General features: G+C 60.8%; 17 protein-coding genes and 1 tRNA gene. 17 read left to right on the forward strand and 1 reads right to left on the reverse strand.

Annotated features, from left to right (window positions below; all coding sequences use genetic code 11):
- The first annotated feature begins 87 nt into the window (after positions 1 to 87).
- The 12 genes from ilvB to ABVS03_RS01675 all read left to right on the forward strand — a co-directional run bounded on the left by ilvB (position 88) and on the right by ABVS03_RS01675 (position 15,381).
- Positions 88 to 1,791, forward strand: coding sequence for a biosynthetic-type acetolactate synthase large subunit (gene ilvB / locus ABVS03_RS01620; protein WP_368017754.1), 1,704 nt, complete (start codon positions 88 to 90; stop codon positions 1,789 to 1,791).
- A 10-nt stretch (positions 1,792 to 1,801) separates the two neighbouring features.
- The gene (gene ilvA, locus ABVS03_RS01625; RefSeq protein WP_330971318.1) at positions 1,802 to 3,001 is read left to right on the forward strand and encodes a threonine ammonia-lyase; all 1,200 of its coding nucleotides are present in this window, start codon (positions 1,802 to 1,804) and stop codon (positions 2,999 to 3,001) included.
- Between the two features lie 51 nt (positions 3,002 to 3,052).
- Positions 3,053 to 4,708, forward strand: coding sequence for a dihydroxy-acid dehydratase (ilvD, locus tag ABVS03_RS01630; protein ID WP_368017755.1), 1,656 nt, complete (start codon positions 3,053 to 3,055; stop codon positions 4,706 to 4,708).
- A gap of 18 nt (positions 4,709 to 4,726) precedes the next feature.
- Complete coding sequence (locus tag ABVS03_RS01635; RefSeq protein WP_368017756.1) at positions 4,727 to 5,989, forward strand: ATP-binding protein; 1,263 nt, start codon at positions 4,727 to 4,729, stop codon at positions 5,987 to 5,989.
- Positions 5,990 to 6,009: 20 nt separating this feature from the next.
- Positions 6,010 to 7,275: a 3-isopropylmalate dehydratase large subunit gene (gene leuC, locus ABVS03_RS01640; protein ID WP_368017757.1), complete on the forward strand. Its 1,266-nt coding sequence runs from the start codon at positions 6,010 to 6,012 to the stop codon at positions 7,273 to 7,275.
- Between the two features lie 18 nt (positions 7,276 to 7,293).
- Positions 7,294 to 7,800 carry a 3-isopropylmalate dehydratase small subunit gene (gene leuD / locus ABVS03_RS01645; RefSeq protein ID WP_368017758.1) on the forward strand — a complete coding sequence of 169 codons (507 nt, stop codon included), beginning with the start codon at positions 7,294 to 7,296 and terminating at the stop codon, positions 7,798 to 7,800.
- Positions 7,801 to 7,803: 3 nt separating this feature from the next.
- Positions 7,804 to 8,946, forward strand: coding sequence for a 3-isopropylmalate dehydrogenase (gene leuB / locus ABVS03_RS01650; protein WP_368017759.1), 1,143 nt, complete (start codon positions 7,804 to 7,806; stop codon positions 8,944 to 8,946).
- Between the two features lie 308 nt (positions 8,947 to 9,254).
- On the forward strand, positions 9,255 to 11,078 hold the full coding sequence (locus ABVS03_RS01655) for an NAD(P)-binding protein (protein WP_368017760.1): 1,824 nt from the start codon (positions 9,255 to 9,257) through the stop codon (positions 11,076 to 11,078).
- A complete protein-coding gene (locus tag ABVS03_RS01660) occupies positions 11,072 to 12,805 on the forward strand; it encodes an NADH-dependent [FeFe] hydrogenase, group A6 (protein WP_368017761.1) in 1,734 nt (577 codons plus the stop codon). Before ABVS03_RS01655 ends, ABVS03_RS01660 begins: the two co-directional genes overlap by 7 nt.
- Positions 12,806 to 13,039: 234 nt before the next feature.
- The gene (locus ABVS03_RS01665; RefSeq protein ID WP_368017762.1) at positions 13,040 to 14,197 is read left to right on the forward strand and encodes an aminotransferase class I/II-fold pyridoxal phosphate-dependent enzyme; all 1,158 of its coding nucleotides are present in this window, start codon (positions 13,040 to 13,042) and stop codon (positions 14,195 to 14,197) included.
- Positions 14,198 to 14,208: 11 nt separating this feature from the next.
- A complete protein-coding gene (locus ABVS03_RS01670) occupies positions 14,209 to 14,793 on the forward strand; it encodes a nitroreductase family protein (RefSeq protein ID WP_368017763.1) in 585 nt (194 codons plus the stop codon).
- A gap of 132 nt (positions 14,794 to 14,925) precedes the next feature.
- Positions 14,926 to 15,381 carry a PTS sugar transporter subunit IIA gene (locus ABVS03_RS01675; RefSeq protein ID WP_330971328.1) on the forward strand — a complete coding sequence of 152 codons (456 nt, stop codon included), beginning with the start codon at positions 14,926 to 14,928 and terminating at the stop codon, positions 15,379 to 15,381.
- Positions 15,382 to 15,435: 54 nt separating this feature from the next.
- On the opposite strand, the gene ABVS03_RS01680 is transcribed toward ABVS03_RS01675, so the two are convergent.
- Positions 15,436 to 16,347: an ROK family protein gene (locus ABVS03_RS01680; protein WP_368017764.1), complete on the reverse strand. Its 912-nt coding sequence runs from the start codon at positions 16,345 to 16,347 to the stop codon at positions 15,436 to 15,438.
- A gap of 199 nt (positions 16,348 to 16,546) precedes the next feature.
- Between ABVS03_RS01680 and ABVS03_RS01685 the strand changes: the two genes are divergently transcribed.
- The 5 genes from ABVS03_RS01685 to ABVS03_RS01705 all read left to right on the forward strand — a co-directional run bounded on the left by ABVS03_RS01685 (position 16,547) and on the right by ABVS03_RS01705 (position 20,345).
- A complete protein-coding gene (locus ABVS03_RS01685) occupies positions 16,547 to 17,836 on the forward strand; it encodes a hypothetical protein (RefSeq protein WP_368017765.1) in 1,290 nt (429 codons plus the stop codon).
- A gap of 98 nt (positions 17,837 to 17,934) precedes the next feature.
- Positions 17,935 to 18,010 (forward strand) — tRNA-Phe (locus ABVS03_RS01690).
- A gap of 181 nt (positions 18,011 to 18,191) precedes the next feature.
- Positions 18,192 to 18,692 (forward strand): hypothetical protein, encoded by a 501-nt coding sequence (locus tag ABVS03_RS01695; protein WP_368017766.1) that lies wholly within the window; start codon positions 18,192 to 18,194, stop codon positions 18,690 to 18,692.
- A 232-nt stretch (positions 18,693 to 18,924) separates the two neighbouring features.
- The gene (locus ABVS03_RS01700) at positions 18,925 to 19,254 is read left to right on the forward strand and encodes a hypothetical protein (RefSeq protein ID WP_368017767.1); all 330 of its coding nucleotides are present in this window, start codon (positions 18,925 to 18,927) and stop codon (positions 19,252 to 19,254) included.
- Between the two features lie 131 nt (positions 19,255 to 19,385).
- Positions 19,386 to 20,345, forward strand: coding sequence for a 2-hydroxyacid dehydrogenase (locus ABVS03_RS01705; protein WP_368017768.1), 960 nt, complete (start codon positions 19,386 to 19,388; stop codon positions 20,343 to 20,345).
- Positions 20,346 to 20,833: the final 488 nt, after the last annotated feature.

Below are 20,833 nucleotides of genomic sequence, written 5' to 3' on the forward strand. Positions count from 1 at the left end.
ACCCACCGTCTGCAGGACAGGCCGCTGCCATAAGGCAGCTCGAGGCATATCCTTCAATCAAGGATTGCCGCCATAGGGGGAGGATGCATGGAGCTCACAGGTGCCCAGATACTCATCGAGTGTCTCAAGGAGCAGGGATGCGATACCGTCTTCGGATATCCCGGAGGAACGATTCTCGACGTCTACGACGTCTTGTACCAGACGCCCGAGATTCACCACTATCTCGTGAGCCACGAGCAGGGTGCCGTGCATGCCGCTGACGGCTATGCCCGTGCGACCGGCAAGGTCGGCGTGTGCTTCGCGACGTCGGGCCCCGGCTGCACGAACTTCACGACCGGCATCGCCACGGCCTATATGGACTCTTCTCCTATCGTTGCTATCACCTGCAACGTCTCGTCCAAGCTTCTCGGCAAGGACTCCTTCCAGGAAGTCGATATCACGGGCATAACGAAGCCGATCACGGAGTGGAACCGTGTCGTGAAGGATGTCCATGAGCTCGCAGATGTCGTGCGCCAGGCCTTCCTGATTGCCCGCACGGGACGTCCGGGTCCGGTCCTCATCGATATCACGAAGGATGTCACGCAGGCGAAGTGCGACTACGAGTATGTGCCGGTCGAGGAGCATCGCATCTTCGAGTTCCCGAACCAGCTCTCGAAGCGTCTCATGGGCGGCATCGAGACCCGCGAGCCTGAGACGGCTGCGGTCGAGCGCCTGGCGCAGATGGTCGAGGAAGCGGAGCGTCCGCTTCTTATCTGTGGCGGCGGCGTCGTGCGCGGACGCGCGAACAAGGAGTTCAACGAGTTCGCGAACAGGATCGATTCTCCTGTCGCCATCACCGTGATGGGTGGCGGCGGCTTTGTCGGAAACGATCCGCTCTCGACCGGCATGATCGGCATGCATGGATCTCAGGCCTCGAACATGGCCGTCGACAACTGCGACCTCCTGATTGCCGTGGGCTGCCGCTTCTCCGACCGTGTGGCACTCCAGCCTTCCTCCTTTGCAAGCCAGGCCAAGATCGTCCAGGTCGACATCGACTCGACGGAGATCGGCAAGAACGTGCGCTGCGACCACTATGTGCTCGGTGATGCGAAGCGCGTGCTCGAGCTCCTGAACGAGATGGTCCCGCAGCAGAGCCACAAGGTCTGGAAGGAGTTCGTATTCTCGTTCCCGACGGAGACCCAGTACGAAGAGGGCGGAGACCACCTGACGCCGAAGCAGATCGACGACACGATTGCGCGCCTGTGCCCCGAAGACACGATGGTCGCCACGGACGTGGGCCAGCACCAGATGTGGGCCATCCAGCATATGCACTACTCCTATCCCGGACAGCTCATCACATCGGGCGGCTTCGGTGCCATGGGGTTCGGCCTCGGCGCTGCCATCGGTGCCCAGGTTGGCAACCCCGACAAGCGCGTCGTGCATATCACGGGCGATGGCTCGTTCCGCATGAACTGCATCGAGCTTGCAACTGTCGAGCACTACCACCTGCCGATCATCTCGGTCGTCTTCGACAACACCGTCCTCGGCATGGTCCATCAGTGGCAGACGCTGATCTATGACCAGCACTACTCCGAGACGACGCTCGACAGAGGACCTGACTGGGTGAAGCTCGCCGAGGCCTACCGCCTTCCCGGCTGGCGCGTGAGCACGGTCACGGAGCTCGAAGACGCGCTCCAGAAAGCCCTCGATGGCGGCACCGGTGCGGTCATCGACTGCGTCCTCGATCCCGACGAGATGGTCCGCCCGATGGTTCCGGCAGGCCAGCACATCACGAACTTCCTCGCCATCTAAGGAGATGCCCATGCTATCGCTCGACAAGATCTACCACGCAGCCTATGTCCTCAAGGGCGTTGCCAGAAAGACCGACCTCATCGCTGCTCCGCAGCTTGTGCCGGGACTCGACGAGCTCTATCTCAAGACAGAGAACCTCCAGGTCACCGGCTCCTTCAAGCTGAGGGGTGCCTACTACAAGATCTCGCAGCTCCCGAAGGAGGCGCTCGACAAGGGCATCATCGCCTGCTCTGCCGGAAACCATGCCCAGGGCGTGGCCCTGGCTGCCACCCACATGGGCGTCAAGAGCATCGTCTGCATGCCTGACGGCGCGCCGATCATGAAGGTCGAGAACACCCGCCGCCTCGGTGCCGAGGTGAGGCTCGTCCCTGGCACCTACGACGATGCCCACGACGAGGCAGTACGTCTCCAGGAGGAGACGGGCGCCACGTTCATCCATCCCTACGACGACGAGGATGTCATCGCTGGCCAGGGCACGATCGGCCTCGAGATCATGGATACGCTCGACGATGTGGATGCCGTGATCGTGCCGGTCGGTGGCGGCGGCCTCATCTCCGGCGTCGCCTGTGCCGTCAAGAACCTGAAGCCGTCGTGCAAGGTCTACGGCGTCCAGGCCAAGGGCGCCTCTGCCATGGTCGATGCCTTCCATGCAGGCAAGTGGGGAGCATCCGATACGGCGGTCACGTTCGCCGACGGCATCGCCGTCAAGAACCCGGGCGACCTCACGTTCAAGATGGCGCAGAAGTACGTGGACGATATGGTCACGGTCTCAGACGACGAGATTGCAGCCGCAATCTTGAACCTCATGGAGCGCCAGAAGCTCGTGAGCGAAGGCGCAGGAGCTGCTCCTGTGGCTGCTGCCATGTTCGGCAAGCTGCCGCTTCAGGGCAAGCGCACCGTCTGCGTCATCTCTGGCGGCAACATCGACGTGAACATCCTGTCCCGCGTCATCAACCGCGGCCTTGCCATGAGCGGCAGGAAGGCGACGCTTGCAATCAAGCTCACGGACAAGCCGGGCCAGCTCGAGCAGGTCTCCCGCATCATCGCCTCGCTCGGCGCAAATGTGGTCTCGGTCGACTACGACCTGTCCGATCCGGACCTGCCGATCTCTGCCTGCACCCTGCGTGTCGGCATGGAGACCCGCGACCAGGCCCAGATCGATGCGATCAAGGAGCGCCTCGTCGACGAAGGCTTCCAGATTGTCGGCTAGCGCAAAACATGTTAAGGAAGGGCGCACCTGCGCCTGAGAGAGGATATCCCTATGAAGAGCGACGCATTGAAGTTCGGGCCTGAAGCTGCGGCCCACCGTTCCCTCTACAACGCGCTCGGCTGGACCGAAGAAGAGATCAGGAAGCCCCTTGTCGGCATCGTCTCGTCCTACAACGAGATCGTGCCGGGACACATGAACATCGACAAGATCGTCGAGGCTGTCAAGATGGGTGTCGCCGAAGCAGGCGGCATGCCGGTGGTGTTTCCGGCCATCGCGGTCTGCGACGGCATCGCAATGGGACATGCGGGCATGAAGTACTCGCTCGTGACCCGCGACCTCATCGCCGACTCCACGGAGTGCATGGCGCTCGCACATGGCTTCGATGCCCTTGTGATGGTCCCGAACTGCGACAAGAATGTCCCGGGCCTCCTCATGGCGGCAGCGCGTCTCGATCTGCCTACGACCTTCGTCTCCGGCGGCCCCATGCTCGCAGGCCATATCGATGGCCACAAGACGAGCCTCTCCTCCATGTTCGAGGCCATGGGCGCCTACACGGCAGGAAAGATCGATGAGGACAAGCTCCACGAGTTCGAGTGCAAGGCATGCCCGACCTGCGGCTCCTGCTCTGGCATGTACACGGCAAACTCGATGAACTGCCTCACTGAGGTCATCGGGATGGGCCTTCGTGGCAACGGCACGATCCCTGCTGTCTATTCCCGCCGCCTCCAGCTTGCCAAGCACGCCGGCATGGCCGTCATGGAGCTCCTCAAGAAGGGCATCACCGCGAGGCAGATCATGACAAAGGAAGCGCTCATGAACGCGCTTACCGTGGATATGGCGCTCGGCTGCTCGACGAACACGATGCTCCACCTTCCTGCCATCGCCCATGAGTGCGGCGTCGACCTCTCGCTCGATATCGCAAACGAGATCTCTGCACGTACGCCGAACCTCTGCCACCTGGCACCGGCAGGCCCGACCTACATCGAGGATCTCGACGAGGCGGGCGGCATCTACGCTGTCATGTCCGAGCTTGCAGAGGCAGGTCTCATCGATACGTCCTGCCTTACCGTCACGGGCAAGACCGTCGCAGAGAACCTCGAGGGCGCCCGTGTCCTCGACCACGACGTGATCCGACCGCTCGACAACCCGTTCTCCAAGACCGGCGGCATTGCCGTCCTTCATGGCAACCTTGCCCCTGAAGGCTCTGTCGTCAAGCGCTCTGCTGTTGCTCCTGAGATGCTCGTGCACGAAGGGCCGGCACGTGTCTTCGAGAGCGAGGAAGAGGCGCAGGCTGCCATCGACGGCGGCAAGATCAATCCGGGCGATGTCGTCGTGATCCGCTACGAGGGTCCGAAGGGCGGCCCTGGCATGCGCGAGATGCTGACGCCGACCTCTGCCATCCAGGGCATGGGCCTCGGCTCCTCTGTCGCCCTCATCACGGATGGCCGCTTCTCCGGCGCCACCCGCGGTGCCTGCATCGGCCATGTCTCGCCTGAGGCAGCCTCTGGCGGACCTATCGGCATCATCCAGGAAGGCGACATCATCTCGATCGATATCCCGAACTGCACGCTCGACCTCAAGATTTCCGATGAGGAGTTCGCGAAGCGCATGGCAGCGTTCACGCCCAAGACGAAGCCGCTCTCTGGCTACCTCAGGCGCTACGCCCAGCTTGTCTCGAGCGGCGCCACGGGTGCCGTCCTCAACTAGGAAGCTGTGGTAGACGCAATGAATGCAGAAAGGCTCATGAGCCTCTCGTTCTCGCTCGATACGCTCACGGTCTTCCGGAGCCTCGAAGAAGATCCTGTCATCGCGGCTCTGGGAGATGCGCTCCATAAGGCAGCGGCGCTCGCATCGGATGCGGAGGAAGGCAACAGCACTTCAGGCGATGCAATGGCGCTTGCCCGTGCCTATGCCACCTTCGTGGCAGCGCTCTTCGACTCCGAGGCGGAAGGCCTCGGGTCCTACATCTTGGACGCTGCGGTCGACGACGAGAATGTGTATCTTCGGACCATCGGTGCCGGGAGGGTGCCTGGCGCCTCGCTTGCTGCTGCTGCCGAGGCAGAGCTCTCGGTCCTCCAGGAGCTTGCCGACCTCGAGCCCCAGGACTTCCTCGAGCTTCTGCCGGGAGCTGCAGACCGTCTTCCTGCCTTCGATACGCAGAAGGTCGATATCGCAGGCACCTACCATGAGCGCATCGCGAACATCGGCAAGTATGGCTACGGCATGTATGCCCGCTACCATGTGTTCCGCGTGGATGCTCAGGGTCAGATCGTGCCGGTCAAGCATCCCGATCCGCAGAGGCTCGAAGATCTTGTCGACTACGAGCGCGAGAAGAAGGTCATCCTCGACAACACCCGCGCGCTCGTGAAGAGGCTTCCTGCTGCCAATATCCTCCTCACCGGAGATGCCGGCACAGGCAAGAGCTCGACCGTCAAGGCCGTCGCCAATGCGCTTGCAGGGGAGGGTGTGCGCATCCTCGAGGTCCGGAAGGAGCAGCTCCGCGACATTCCGGGCATTCTCGATACGCTCACGCACAACCCCTGCACGTTCATCATCTTCATCGATGACCTCTCGTTCGCGGCAGACGACGACAACTTCGCAGCCTTGAAGGCAATCCTCGAGGGATCGGTCTCGGCGAAGTCGTCCAATGTCGCAATCTATGCAACATCGAACCGCCGCCATCTCGTGCGGGAGACGTTCAGCGAGCGCGAGGGCGATGAGGTGCATCTGAACGACACGCTCCAGGAGATCGTGTCGCTCTCCGACCGCTTCGGCATCCACCTCTCGTTCACGAAGCCGAACAAGCAGACCTACCTCGATATCGTGCACAAGCTTGCCCAGGAGCGCGGCATTGCGTTCGTCGAGCAGGAGCTCGACCTTGAAGCAGAACGTTTCGCGACGAGGCGCGGCGGCAGGTCGGCACGAGGTGCCCGCCAGTTTGTCGATTCGCTTCTCTCGAAAGAGGCCAGCTCTGAGGAGCAGGCATAAGCCAGAAAGGAAGGCAGACTATGCCACAGGGAATGACGATGGCAGAGAAGATCCTGGCCGCGCATGCCGGCCTCGACCGTGTCGTGCCAGGACAGCTCATCGAGTGCGACCTCGACGGCGTGCTCGCAAATGACATCACGGCACCGATCGCGATCAAGACCGTGCGTGAGATCGGCGCCGGCATCTTCGATAGGACCAAGATCTTCCTCGTGCCCGACCACTACAGCCCGAACAAGGACATCAAGAGCGCCGAGCAGACGAAGATCACGCGCGACTTCGCGCATGAGATGGGGATCACCCACTACTTCGAGCAGGGCTGCATGGGCATCGAGCATGCCCTGCTGCCCGAGAAGGGCATTGTCGGCCCGGGAGACCTCATCATCGGCGCCGACTCCCATACCTGCACCTACGGCGGCATCGGTGCCTTCTCGACAGGCGTCGGCTCTACGGATGCCGGCGTAGGCATGGCAACAGGCAGGGCCTGGTTCAAGGTGCCTGAGACCATCCGCTTCGAGATCGAGGGCGAGCTTCCTGAAGGTGCCTCTGCCAAGGACATCATCCTCTACATCATCGGCCAGATCGGCGTCGATGGTGCGCTCTACTGCGCGATGGAGTTTGCTGGCTCCACGATCCGGAACCTCTCGGTCGAGGGCAGGCTCACGATTGCGAACATGGCCATCGAGGCAGGCGGCAAGGCTGGCCTCTTCGAGGTCGACGATATGGCACGTACCTGGCTCGAAGGCAGGACGGAGCGCTCCTGGAAGGAATACCATGCAGACCCCGATGCCGCATACAAGCAGGTCATCAGGATCGATGCGAAGGATATCGTGCCGACGGTCTCCTGGCCGCATCTGCCCTCCAACACGCATCCTGTGGCAGAGTCCCGCCATATCGCGATCGACCAGGCGGTCATCGGCTCCTGCACGAACGGCCGCATCGAAGACATGCGCGCAGCTGCAGCAGTCCTCAAGGGCCGCACGGTCAATCCGAACGTGCGCTGCATCGTGATTCCTGCCACGCAGGCCGTCTGGCTCCAGTGCGTGCATGAAGGCCTCATGGATATCTTCATCAATGCCCACTGCGTCGTCTCGACCCCGACCTGCGGACCCTGCCTCGGCGGCTACATGGGCATCCTGGCAGCAGGGGAGCGCTGCGTCTCCTCGACGAACCGAAACTTCGTCGGGCGCATGGGCGACCCGACCTCCGAGGTCTACCTTGCAAGCCCCGCCGTCGCTGCAGCTTCTGCTGTCGCCGGCCACATCGCGCTGCCGTCCGATCTCGACTAGCCTGAAGGAGGCTCACCTATGGAATTCGAAGGCACGGTCTTCCGCTACGGGCGCGACATCGACACTGATGTCATCATCCCTGCCCGCTACCTCAATACATCCGACCCGGCAGAGCTTGCGAAGCACTGCCTCGAGGACCTCGACACGACGTTCGTGAAGCGCGTGAAGCCGGGCGACATCATCGTCGCAGACGAGAACTTCGGCTGCGGCTCCTCGCGCGAGCATGCTCCTGTCGCTATCAAGGCTGCTGGCGTCTCTGTCGTCATTGCCAAGTCCTTTGCCCGCATCTTCTACCGCAATGCCATCAACATCGGCCTTCCGATCATGGAGTGCCCTGAGGCCTGCGATGCGATCTCTGACGGCGATGTCGTGAAGGTCAATGCCGACACCGGCCTCATCACGGACGAGACGACGGGCAAGACCTTCCAGGCACAGCCGTTCCCGCCCTTCATCCAGGAGATCATCAACGAGGGCGGCCTCGTCGCAAGGACGAAGAAGCTGCTCGCCCAGAAGAAGGAGGCATAGACGATGGGGAAGAAGACCTACCGTATCTGCACCCTGCCGGGTGACGGCATCGGCCCTGAGATCATGGCAGAGGCAAAGCGCCTCCTTGCGGCTATCGGCCAGGCAGAAGATGTCGAGTTCGTCTGCGAAGACCATCTGATCGGCGGCGCTGCCATCGATGCGACGCGTGCGGCAGGCGAGCCCGTGAGCGCCCTTCCGCCCGAGACGCTCGACGCCGCCAAGGCGTCTGACGCGGTCCTTCTGGCAGCGGTCGGCGGCCCGAAGTGGAATGACACGACGCCTGGCGCTGTCCGCCCTGAACAGGGCCTTCTTGCCATCCGCAAGAATCTGGGGCTCTTCCTGAACCTGCGTCCGGTGCACATCTACAAGGCGCTCGCAGGAGCATCCACCCTTCGTCCAGAGTTCCTCGAAGGTGTCGATATCCTGATCGTCCGCGAGCTTACAGGCGGCCTCTACTTCGGCGAGCACAGGCGCAAGAAGGATGTCGCAGGTGCCGGCGTCGACGGCGCTTCAGGCGAGCGTGCGGTCGATACGATGGAATACTCCGAGTACGAGATCGAGCGTGTCGTGCGCTGGGCCTATGAGGCTGCCAAGCGCCGCCGTGGCAAGGTCACGTCGGTCGACAAGGCCAACGTGCTCGAGACATCCCGTCTCTGGCGCGAAGTGAACCACAGGATGATGGACGAGTTCAAAGATGTCGAGGGCGGAGACATGCTCGTCGACAACTGCGCCATGCAGCTCGTCGCGAATCCTGCCCAGTTCGATGTCCTCGTGACCGAGAATACGTTCGGCGACATCCTCTCCGACGAGGCGTCGATGCTCACGGGCTCTCTTGGCATGCTTGCCTCCGCCTCTCTGGGCTCCGGCACGGCACTCTACGAGCCGAGCCATGGGTCTGCTCCTGACATCGCGGGCAAGGGCATCGCAAACCCGATTGCACAGATGCTCTCGGTCGAGCTGATGCTTCGCTACAGCTTCCAGATGGACCACGCAGCGGATGCCGTGAAGGCAGCCGTCGAGGACGTGCTCGATGAAGGCTGGAGGACGCCTGACCTTGCAGACGAGATGACGCCTGAAGACAGGAAGCTCGGCACGCGCGACATGGGTACGAAGGTCATCGAGGCCTTCAAGCGCGAGATTGCCTAGCGCACCAGCATAGAAGCATGACCATCAAGGCACCTGTCCGGAAAGCCGGGCAGGTGCCTTTTCCATGCAGGACCTATGCGTTCTGCTGCAGAACAGCCATCTGCCCTGCAATATGCTTCATTCACCGCAAATCGTGAGGCTCCTATGCTTCCGGCTGCTATGCTCAAGCTTCAGGCATGGCAGGCCGGCGAGGGGAAGCGCCGGCGTGCAGGCTCATGGCACAGGGGGCGGTGCGGAAAGCCGTCTTCCGGGGAAGGAGCTGCCGAGCGTGCCTCTGCCGTGCGGAAAGCACGAGGAGAGGAAACTGAATGGCTAGATTGCATGTGGTCGAGCGCAGCGAGGCCCAGGCAGTCATGGATGGACTGCATGAAGCGGTAGAGAAGCGGCTCTCGGTGAGCTCGCTTGCTCCATGTCCGGTCGAATTCACGGCTGCCTTCGTCGGCATGTGCGCAACGCAGAGCTGCGGAAAATGTACGCCCTGCCGTGTAGGCCTGGGCGTCCTGAAGGAGCTCATGGACCAGGTCCTCGAAGGCAAGGCAGATGAGCATACGCTCGAGCTCATCGAGAAGACGGCGCGTACGATCTATCTCTCGAGCGACTGCGCGATCGGATATGAAGCGGGAAGCATGGCGCTGACAGCGATCCGGGGCTTCCGCGACGATTTCGAGCACCATATCAAGTACCACGCCTGCGGCTTCAAGCAGTCGGAGCTTGTCCCCTGCGTCTCGGGCTGCCCGGCAGGAGTCGATATCCCGGGCTACATTGCGCTCGTCGAGGCAGGACGCTACACGGATGCCGTGAAGCTCATCAGGAAGGACAATCCGCTTCCTGTCGTCTGCGGCCTTGTCTGCGAGCATCCCTGCGAGATGCACTGCCGCCGCGGCATGGTGGACGATCCGATGAACATCCGCGGCCTCAAGCGCTTCGCGACAGAGCACATGGAGGCAGACTACAAGCCGAAGAAGGCTCCGTCCACGGGCAAGCGCATTGCTATCATCGGTGGCGGTCCGGCAGGACTTTCCTGTGCCTACTATCTTGCCTGCATGGGGCATGAGCCCACGATCTTCGAGGCAAGGCATCACCTGGGTGGCATGCTCCGTTACGGCATCCCCAACTATCGTCTTCCGAGGAAGCGCCTCGACGAGGAGATCCAGTGGCTCCTTGACTGCGGCATAAACGTAGAGCTCGATACGCCTGTCACCGAGAACCTGCCTGAAATCAGGAAAGAGTATGACGCGGTCTATCTGGCAATCGGCGCCCATGCGGACCGGAAGCTCGGCCTTCCGGGCGAGGATGCAGAAGGCGTCGAGTCTGCCGTCAAGATGCTGCGTGCCATCGGCGACGAGGAGATCCCCGACTTCACAGGCGAGCGCATCTGTGTCATCGGCGGCGGCAACGTGGCAATGGATGTCGCCCGCTCAGCCGTAAGGTGCCATGCGAAGAAGGTCACGATCGTCTACAGGCGCCGCGTCGCGGACATGACGGCACAGGATGAAGAGATTGCAGGAGCGAGGGCCGAAGGCTGCGAGCTCCTGGAGCTCCATGCCCCGCTTGCGATTGAGGCTGAAGGCGGCCATGTCACGGGACTCCGTGTCCAGAAGCAGATCATCGGCGGCCCCAAGAACGGGCGTCCGGCACCGCGTGCTGCAGAGGCTCCCGAGGAGGTCATTCCCTGCGAGCGCGTGCTTGTGGCAATCGGCCAGGCCATAGAGTCCAGGCCCTTCGAAGAACTGGGCATGAAATGCAATCGCGGCCGCATCGTGACCGATACAGATGGTGCCGTGCCAGGCTTTGACGGCGTGTTCTCGGGCGGCGACTGCCAGAGCGGCCCTGCCACGGTGATCCGTGCCATCAATGCCGGCAAGGTCGCAGCAGCAAACATCGACCACTACCTCGGTTTCGACCACCAGATCGTGGCAGATGTCGAGATACCGACGGTCCAGTTCAAGGGCAAGAACATGTGCGCCCGCTGCGAGATGACATCACGTGAGGCGTCGGAGCGCGTCGGCGATTTCGATATCGTCGAGCACGGCCTCACGCCTGAAGAGGCGCATCAGGAGGCATCGAGGTGTCTGAGGTGCGACCACTTCGGCTATGGCGCATTCCGCGGAGGGAGGATCATGCAATGGTAGACGTGACCGTCGATGGGGTGCGTGTCCAGGTGGACGACCACGCCACCATACTCGAGGCAGCAGAAGCTGCAGGCGTCCATATTCCGACGCTCTGCTATCTCAAGGATCTGAACGAGATCGGTGCCTGCCGTGTCTGCGTCGTCGAGATCGAAGGGACCGACCAGCTCGTCGCTTCCTGCAACAACTATGTCCTGGACGGCATGAAGGTCTTCACGAACAGCCCGAAGGTCAGGAAGGCCAGAAAGACGAACGTCGAGTTTTTGCTCTCGCAGCATGACTCGGAGTGCACGAGCTGCGTGAGGAGCGGCAACTGCTCGCTCCAGAGCCTTGCAAACGACCTCGATATCTTCGAGCTGCCCTATGAGAAGCACCTGCCGCATATGCCGTGGGACAAGACGTTCCCTCTGATCCGCAACAACGACAAGTGCATCAACTGCCTCAGGTGCATTCAGATATGCAGCAAGGTGCAGGCATCGGATGTGTGGGACCTCACGAACAGAGGCGCCCACACCGCCGTGAATGTCCAAGCAGGCCGCCCGATCGCGGAGGCTCCCTGCACGCTCTGCGGCCAGTGCATCACGCACTGCCCGACAGGAGCCCTGCGCGAGCGCGACGATACGGGACGCGTCTACGATGCGCTTGCCGACCCGAAGAAGGTCACGATTGTCCAGATCGCGCCCTCGGTACGCACGGCCTGGGGCGACCACTGGAAGCTCTCGCCCGAGGAGTCGACAATCGGGCACCTTGTCTCGGCGCTCAGGAAGATGGGCTTCGACTACATCGTGAATACCGACTTCTCGGCCGACCTCACGATCATGGAAGAGGGCACAGAGCTCCTGCACCGCCTCTCTGACGGCACAGAGCATGAGTATCCGATGTTCACGTCGTGCTGTCCGGGTTGGGTCCGCTTCGTGAAGGCCCACTATCCTGAGCTTGTGGACGATGTCTCAACCTCGAAGTCGCCGCAGCAGATGTTCGGCGCGATCGTGAAGAGCTACTACGCAGAATACCTGGGCATCGATCCGCACGATATCTTCTCGGTCTCTGTCATGCCCTGCGTCGCGAAGAAGGCGGAGTGTGCGCTGCCGACCATGAAGGATGCCTGCGGAGATCCGGATGTCGACTGCGTGCTTACGGTCCGCGAGATAGATCGCATGATCCGCGCCGACCATATCGATGTGCATGCGCTTGAAGAGGAGCCCTTCGACGAGCCCCTCGGCGAAGGCACGGGCGCCGGCATCATCTTCGGTGCGACCGGTGGCGTCATGGAAGCAGCGCTGCGTACGGCCTATCACCTGGCGACAGGGGAGACGCCTGCCAATGACGCATTCAGGAACGTCCGCGGCCTCACCGGCTGGAAGGAAGCGGAGTTCGACCTTGCAGGCAGAAAGCTCCGTGTCGCTGTCGCAAGCAGCCTTGGCAATGCGAAGCGTCTCTGCGACGCGATCCTTGCAGGCACCGTGTCCTATGACTTCGTCGAGGTAATGGCCTGCCCGGGAGGCTGCGTCGGTGGCGGCGGGCAGCCGATCCACGACGGACAGGAGCTGGCAGGGGCACGCGGCCAGATGCTCTATGGGCTCGACCGCATCTCGGAGTATAGGAACTCCTACGAGAATCCGGATATCGTGCGGGTCTACGAGAAGTATCTCGGCGAGCCGCTCTCCGAGCGTGCCGAGCGGCTCCTCCATACCGACCAGCACGGCTGGAAGATGCCACAGGAGAAGTAGACAGATAAGCAGCCAGGGGCCTGCCGTAAGGCAGGCCCTTCTCCACTCATGGGGACTGAAAATCCCCATGTCAGGGATTCGCCTGACATGCGCTCTGGCATGTGTCCCATCAGGCAAACATCGTGTTGCGTAGGTGGCATTTCAGGAGGCAGGCAGCTCGTCGAATAATAGAATGGAATCTTGCCTATAGATATGCAGGAAGCGGCGCCTGGCCGCTGGGGAGCGTGAGAGCCGATGCAGTTTTCGAAGCGTCTCGATCTTTTCGGAGACGAGGTCTTTGCCAGTCTGAACCAGAAGCGCCGCGAGCTTGAAGCTGCGGGACGTCCTGTCTGGGACCTGTCGGTCGGCACGCCCGATTTCCCGACGCCTGACTACATCAAGAAGGCACTTGTCGACTCCTGCGCAGATGATGCGAACTGGAAGTATGCCCTGCATGACAAGGATGAGCTCAAGCAGGCGGTCTGCGACTACTACAAGCGCCGCTTCGATGTGGATGGCCTCGAGCCCGACCAGGTCATCAGCTGCCGCGGCACGCAGGAAGGCATGCAGTATGTCTGTGCAGCCCTGGCAGATCCGGGCGACATCGCCCTCATCCCCGATCCCTGCTATCCGGTCTTCCGTGCCGGCACGCAGCTTGCAGGAGCAACCCCTTACTACTACCAGCTGACAGCAGAGCATGGGTTCCTCCCGCATGTGGCAGACATTCCCGACGATGTGGCGGACAAGGCCAAGTACATGATCGTCTCGCTTCCGGCTAACCCGGTGGGGTCGGTCGGCACGCCTGAGGTCTACGAGGAGATCATCGCCTTCGCAAAGAAGCACGATATCGTGATCGTGCACGACAATGCCTACGCCGACGTCGTGTTCGAAGGCGTCTCGAGCTCCTTCTTCAACTATCCCGGCGCTATGGATGTGGGTGTCGAGTTCCTGTCGCTCTCGAAGTCCTTCGATGTCACCGGTGTCAGGCTCTCCTTCCTCGTCGGCAGGAAGGACATCGTCCAGGCCACCTACAAGCTCAGGAGCCAGGTCGACTTCGGCATGTTCTTCGCCGAGCAGAATGTCGCGATTGCCTGTCTCAAGGGCCCGCTTGACGGCGTCGAGCGCCAGCGCCTTGCCTACAAGGAGAGAAGAGATGCCCTCTGCGACGGCCTCGAGGCCATCGGCTGGGAGCGTCCGAACTGCCATGGCACGCTCTTCGTCTGGGCACGCCTGCCGCACGGCAGGACAGACTCTCTTGCCTTCACGCTCGAGCTCATGGAGAAGACAGGCGTCATCGTGACACCGGGTGCAAGCTTCGGACCTGCGGGTGAGGGCTACGTGCGCTTCGCGCTCGTGCTGCCGCCGGAGAAGATCAAGGAAGCCGTTGCCCAGATCGGCAAGGCAGACCTTTAAGAGAGACAGGCATGGAAGAGAAGGATTTTGCTGCCCTCGTGCGCTCCTCGAGGACGAAGAGACGCTTCGACGAGTCGAAGCCGGTGTCGGAGGAGACGCTTCGAGCTCTCATCGACGTCGTGCGCTTTGCTCCGACCGGCAACAACACGCAGATGCTGCGCTTCCATCTTGTGAGCGGCGCTGATGCCTGCGCGAAGGCCTTTGCACATCTCAAGTGGGCAGCGCTCCTCAAGGACTGGGCAGGACCTGCAGAGGGGGAGCGACCCGGTGGCTACATCTTCATCATGGTTCCTGCTGCAGCCGTGAACAATCCGATCAGGTGCTACGACGCAGGCATCGCGGCACAGACGATCATGCTCGCTGCGGCAGCAGAAGGCCTTGGCGGCTGCATCCTCAAGAACTTCGACAAGAGCCTCATCTCCGACTTCGGTCTCGAGGACACAGACCTTGCCATCTCCCTTGTGCTGGCGCTTGGCACGCCTGCAGAGGAGGTCGTGCTCGAGCCAGCGACGACAGAGCACGGAATAGCCTACTGGCATGAGGCGGATGGCTCGCATCATGTACCGAAGCTCGAGGTTGCAGACCTTCTGGTCTAGGAGCTTCCAGGGCCTTCCAAAGCCTGCATCTGCTCCTCATCCCATCCATTTGAAATATTGATGGCGGAAAAGTGGGGAAATGGTGTAGAATAGGAAAGCTTATGTGGAGGAAGGTCCTGTCGGAGGTCGTACATGGTTCTGGATGAGCGTCTCGTGCTTCTCGGTCTTGAAGCAGATACTGCCGAAGAGGCGCTGCGTGCGCTTGCGGGAAAGCTCGTAGAGCTGCACAAGGTCAAGAGCAGCTATCCCGATGCAGTCGTCGCGCGCGAGAAGATCTATCCGACGGGCCTCGAGGCCAAGCCGGTCAATGCCGCGGTGCCACACTGCTCGAACGACTACACGCTCTCCGATGCAATTGCTGTCGCCGTGCTTGCGCACCCGGTCGAGTTTGCGCTCATGGGATCGCCGGAAAAGCCGCTGCCGGTGCAGGTCCTCGTGATGCTTGCGGTCGTCGATCCGGCCAAGCAGGTGCCGACCCTGGTCGATGTGATGGAGCTTCTGGACGATGAGAAGACGATGTCTGCCATCGTCTCGGCAAAGACGCCTCAAGAGGTCATCTCTGCCATTACGCCTGCGCTCAGCGAGTAGCAGCACAGAGCAAGATGAAAAGAAGGGGAGCTGGCATGCCAGCTCCCCTTTGCCTTACCTGTCCTTCCTGCTCTCGAGGAAGAGAGCCAGGGCACCCAGCTGGTTTGCCTCTGCTCCGTAGCGGCAGGATACGACTTCGGGCAATGTAATGGTCTGGCCGAAGATGTGCGGGAGCTTCTCCGAGACCTTCGCAAGCGCTGTCTTGATGCCTCCGAGCACGTGCGGATTTGCAGAGATGCCGCCGCCTATCGCGCAGCGCTCGATATCGAGCATGGCAGCAAGGTCAAAGATGACTGTAGCGACTGCCATGCACCAGGACTCGAAGGCCTGGCTGGCTGCCGGATCTCCGCTCTCGAGGAGCCTGAAGCATGCCTTGCCATCAGGCAGCTCCTCGGCTGTCTTTCCGCATGCCGATTTCATGGCGCGGATGAGGCCAGAGGTGCTTGCGTCCATGCCGGCGCAGGAGCCGATCGTGCCATCAGGCCCGAAGCCGAACGAGAGCAGGCTGAGCTCGCCTGCAGAGCCATGAGGGCCAGCCAGGACCTTTCCGTCGACGACGAGGCCGCCTCCAAGGCCGGTGCCCAGGATCAGCGCGCAGGAGTTCTGCGTGCCCTTGAGAGCGCCTGAGGAAAGCTCTGCGAACGCTGCACACTTGCCGTCGTTGCCGATCGTGACAGGCAGTCCCGAGAGCTTCTCGAGGCGGTCTGCAAGCGGAAGTCCATAGGCATAGGTGAGGGCGCCTCCCGTGCGCATGAAGCGGTGATGCTCTATGACGCCTGGAGCGCTTATAGCGATGCCGGAAGCCTGCGATCCATGGAGCTTCACGATTTCCATGAGGGAGGAGAGAAGGGCGTCTGCCGAGTCCTTGGGGGTAGGGAAGACGTCCTGCTTGAGGGCCTTGCCAGCTTCATCCCTGAGAGACCATTTGATGGCGGTGCCGCCGATATCGAAGACGAGGATCTGCATCTCAATCCTTTCTGCTGCGCTGCTACAAGACGGGATTCTACCGTCTTGTAGCAGCAGTCAGGCGTTACATACAGGAGCCGGCCGAAATATGGGAAATGGCCTTATCTGTGTGGGGTACCCTAAAACAGGATGGATTGGATCTGTCGATGGATGACACGCTTCTGCTGCTGTACAGCAGGCTCACGTGAAAGGTTGTTCCATGAAGCAGGAAGAGAGCGCGCTCGATTCTGAGAGCCGCAAGAAGGCAAAGAAGAAGCATCGCAAGGACGAGGAGGCGCGTATCGCTGCTCCGTCTGAGGGTGGACGCGGACTTGAAGCGACGAGAGTCGTCGATCTTCTCCGTGATGCCTTGAACGAGAATTCGCGGCTCCAGGACGAGATGGAGAGCCTCCGCGAGGAGGCGCATAGCGCATCTGAGGAGGCTGAGCGCTCCCGGAGCGACAAGACGGCAGCAGAGGCCCGGCTCGCTGAGACGAAGGCCCAGAAGGCGCTTCTCGAGGAATCGCTCAGAGAGGCGAAAGCAGAGCTCGAGAAGGCAAAGCGTGCCTGCGCTGAAGCGCAGAATGTCCGCGAGCGCACCGAAGCGCAGAAGTCCCAGGAATACGAAGCGCTGCGGCAGCAGCTTGCAGCAGAGCAGAAGCGCCAGGCTGCCCTCAAGGAGGAGCTCGCAGGAGCCGAGGAGCGCTGCCAGCATCTGACAGCTGCACTTGCGCAGGCACAGACGAGGAAGACCGAGCCGGAGCTCACGCAGGAAGAGATCGCAGGACGCCTTGCCCACCTCGAGTCGCTCCAGCGCCAGATCCAGGAGACGCTCCTGAAGACGGCGACCGGCGAGGGAGAGCTTGCCCGCATGAGGGCTGAGCTTGTCCAGGCCCGGCATGAGAAGGCACGTGCCGAAGCGCATGCACAGGAGCTCTCAGAGAAGCTTGCAGCAGCGGAGAAGGAGCTCTCTGACCGCCATATCGCAATCTCCAAGTCCGGTTCTCTTGCCGAGGCTTCGCTTCGGCTTGCAGGCGTCTTCTCTGCAGCAGAGCATGCCATCGACCTCTATGGCTACAACGCAGGGACGAAGGCGGCAAAGGGCGCAAAGCCTTCCCAGGTCATGCCGTTCTCCTCGAAGGGAGAGGCGGCTTCTGCTGCCAAGACATCTGAGGCTCCGAAGCCCCGGAAGGCAGCGGAGGTTCCTGCATCCGCGCCGAAGGCTAAGCCTGCATCGGTTCCTGCTCCCGAAAAGAAGGCAGAGACACCCGAGCCTGCAGCACCTGAAGCACCGAAGCCGGCACCTGCTGCACCAGAGCCCAAGGCAAGCGTCCCTGAGCCTTCCCAGGCAAAGGCAGAACCCAAGCCAGCAGCATCGGCCAAGGCCGAAGAGAAGCAGGAGGCTCCTGCCAAGGAGGAGACGTCGGGTCTCAGTGCCATCTTCAAGGGCATGCCGCTTCGCCGCTCCCGTACCGTGGCTCCTCGTCACATATCGGATGATGACAAGTAAGCAGGCGATTTCTCCTCAGAGCAAAGAAAATAAAAAAAGTTCTTTGACTTGGGGAAGCAGTCTGTTACTATAAACAAGCGCGCAAGAGAGCGCATTTCGGCTGGGTAGCTCAGTTGGTAGAGCAGGGGACTGAAAATCCCCGTGTCAGGGGTTCGATTCCCTTCCCCGCCACCATGAAAGATACAGGCCAGAGCATTTATTGCTCTGGCCTGTTTTCTTGTGGAAATGCCTTTCGGCATTGTCGGGACGAAAGACGGCCTGGCTGTACCGAATAGCGCATCTTAAAGCTCTCTCCATCTCTCTTACGCTATCCTTTTGTTCCAGCTGCCATGAAGCTGTGTGCAAGGAGGAGACTGTGAGCAAGAAGAAGCGTGCAAAGATCGTCGAGCCGAGCAAGAGCCAGAATGCGGTGCTCTTCATCTCTATCGCTGAGATTGCAGCTGCCTCCTTCACGCTGATCATGGCAATCATGGCGCTGATGGGGCTCCAGAATGCAGAGGTGCAGACGGCGCTTGCAGATGCCTTGGCCCAATCGAGCTCGACGCTCTCCTTCGACGATATGGTCGCGATGATCACGACAGCGTCAGTGGTAGAGGTTGTCTGCGGCATCGGCTGCGTTATCACGGGCATCTTCGGCATCAGGATCTCCCAGGACAAGAGCCTCGCCGTGACCTACAGCAAGCTCTGTCTCTTCACGCTTGTCCTGGCAGGAGTCGGTGCTGTCGCCAGCATCCAGGCAGACACGATCTTCATCAGCTTCGTCCTTCTTGCTGTCACGGCACTTCTCTACTTCTACGTGAAGAAGGTCCGCTTCGAAGCTGAATCCCAGGCCTCAAAGAAGCGGAAGAAACGTTAAGCAGACGTTTCTGCTCGTGCATCCAGATTGTCAATACAATCCGTTCATATCATTCAGTATTTGAATGAATCCGCGGAGCTTGACCGAAAAGTCTGGCGAACAAGGAGCAATCTGCTAGACTTTTTGCCTAAAGAATCTTACAGAAATCTGCCAATGAGCTTATAAGAGGTACCGAGTGCTTTCTGCATGCCGGAGGCTGAGCATTCCCCGAAGTAGCAGAAGAGAGGCTGGCTTGAGCAATCAGGACTATGCCGCTCCGAAGATGGGCAAGCTGATCTTTGCCACAGTGCTCTGCGCTATCGCCGTGTCGGTCCTGCTCTGGCTTGCGCTGAGCCTCACGAACCTGCTTCCGGTTGGCATGCATGACATGAAGCCGCATGACAGGGAGCGTCGTCCTCCGAAGAACGAGCAGCTTGTCCTTATGGACGTCAGCAGCGTGAGCAATGGTGCAGCTGAATCAGAACCGCTCGACGAGCTCCTGCCGTACCTCTACTCCCAGAACAGCCAGTACTGCTGCTCCAATCTGCTTCCGCAGGATGAGAGCGCCACTTCGGACAATTGATGGCCAGACAATCCGGCCCCCGATGTCACTGGACGTCGGAGGGCTGTCTTTCTTCTTCACCAGGCTTCCGAGCAGGCTGCAGTGCCTGGCTATAATGGACCCAGGAAATCTGATGATATGGGAGGTATGCTATGCGCATTGCATTGCTGGAACCTTTGGGAGTGCCTGCAGAAACCATCGAAGAGCTTGCAGCTCCTATCCGCGGACGTGGTCACGAGTTCGTGTACTTCGATACAAAGACAGCCGATGCTTCCGAGCTTGCCAAGAGGAGCGAAGGCGCCGATATAGTGATGATTGCGAACAATCCCTATCCTGCCTCTGCCGTCGAGTCAGATGCAGCGCTCAAGATGATTGCTGTCGCGTTCACAGGCATCGACCATGTGGCGCTCGATGCCTGCAGGGAAAAGGGCGTTGCGGTCTGCAACTGCGCAGGCTACTCCGATGTGAGCGTCGCCGAGCTGACGATTGGCCTCACGATCGATGTGCTCCGCAAGGTCGCGGAAGGGGATGCTGCAGCACGTTCTGGCAGGATCTCTCAGGGTCTTGTGGGCAGAGAGATCTGCGGTCGCACCGTCGGCATCGTCGGCACGGGACACATCGGCACGCAGGCGGGACGTCTCTTCGATGCCTTTGGCGCCCATGTCCTGGGCTACGCCCGCCACGAGAATCCTGAGGCAACGGCAGCAGGCATCGAGTATGTGGATGACCTCGATGAGCTGCTCGCAGCAAGCGATATCGTGAGCCTGCACCTTCCGAACAACGCTTCGACGAGGAAGATGTTCACAGCAGAGAAGTTCGCCGAGATGCCTGAAGGCTCTGTCTTCATCAACTGCGCCCGTGGTGCCATCGTCGACAACGATGCTCTGGCAGATGCCCTGAACTCGGGCCATCTTGCTGGCGCCGGTGTCGATGTCTTCGATATGGAGCCGCCTCTGCCCGAGGACTACAAGCTCATTCATGCAAAGAATGTCGTGCTGACGCCGCATGTGGGCTTCCTCACCGAGGAGGCCATGCAGCGCCGTGCTGCCATTGAGTTCGGCAATGTCTATGCCTGGCTTGATGGAAAGCCGAAAAACGTCTGCGAGCTTTAAGCAGATAGACGAGCACAAATAAATTAGGAGGCTGCTGGAACAACCGGCAGCCTTCTTCCATGGTCTGGCATCTCTGATGAAAGGATCGTATCAGGAGACTGGAATCTGGCAGGGCAGGAATGCCGGCGCTGCCGCTGGGCTGCCTGATTCCGCCATCCTCATCGGGAAGCAGGACATGCCTGCCTGGGAAGCACGCCTTCTTGAAAACCAGAAGACTCTTCCAGTGCCGCATCGCATCAGCGCTCCAGCTTCTCCCGCTTCAGGCAGCGAGGCTGCCTGTGCCCATCCAGCCAGGTCCAGATAGGCACAGAAAGGGTTCCTATGGCGTCTGGATTCGAGCTTTGGATGACCAATCGGTAACCATTGGTTTTCAGGGCAGGGCTCTCCTGCCTCCGGTGTCCTATACTGGCTCTCGCGCAGGATTAGTTACTCTGGACTTATCTTGGAGGCTTGTTCCTGCACCGGAAGATGCCAGGACCGTATGCCCT

Source organism: Olsenella sp. AGMB03486 (genome assembly GCF_040884255.1).
Classification (GTDB): domain Bacteria; phylum Actinomycetota; class Coriobacteriia; order Coriobacteriales; family Atopobiaceae; genus Olsenella_L; species Olsenella_L kribbiana.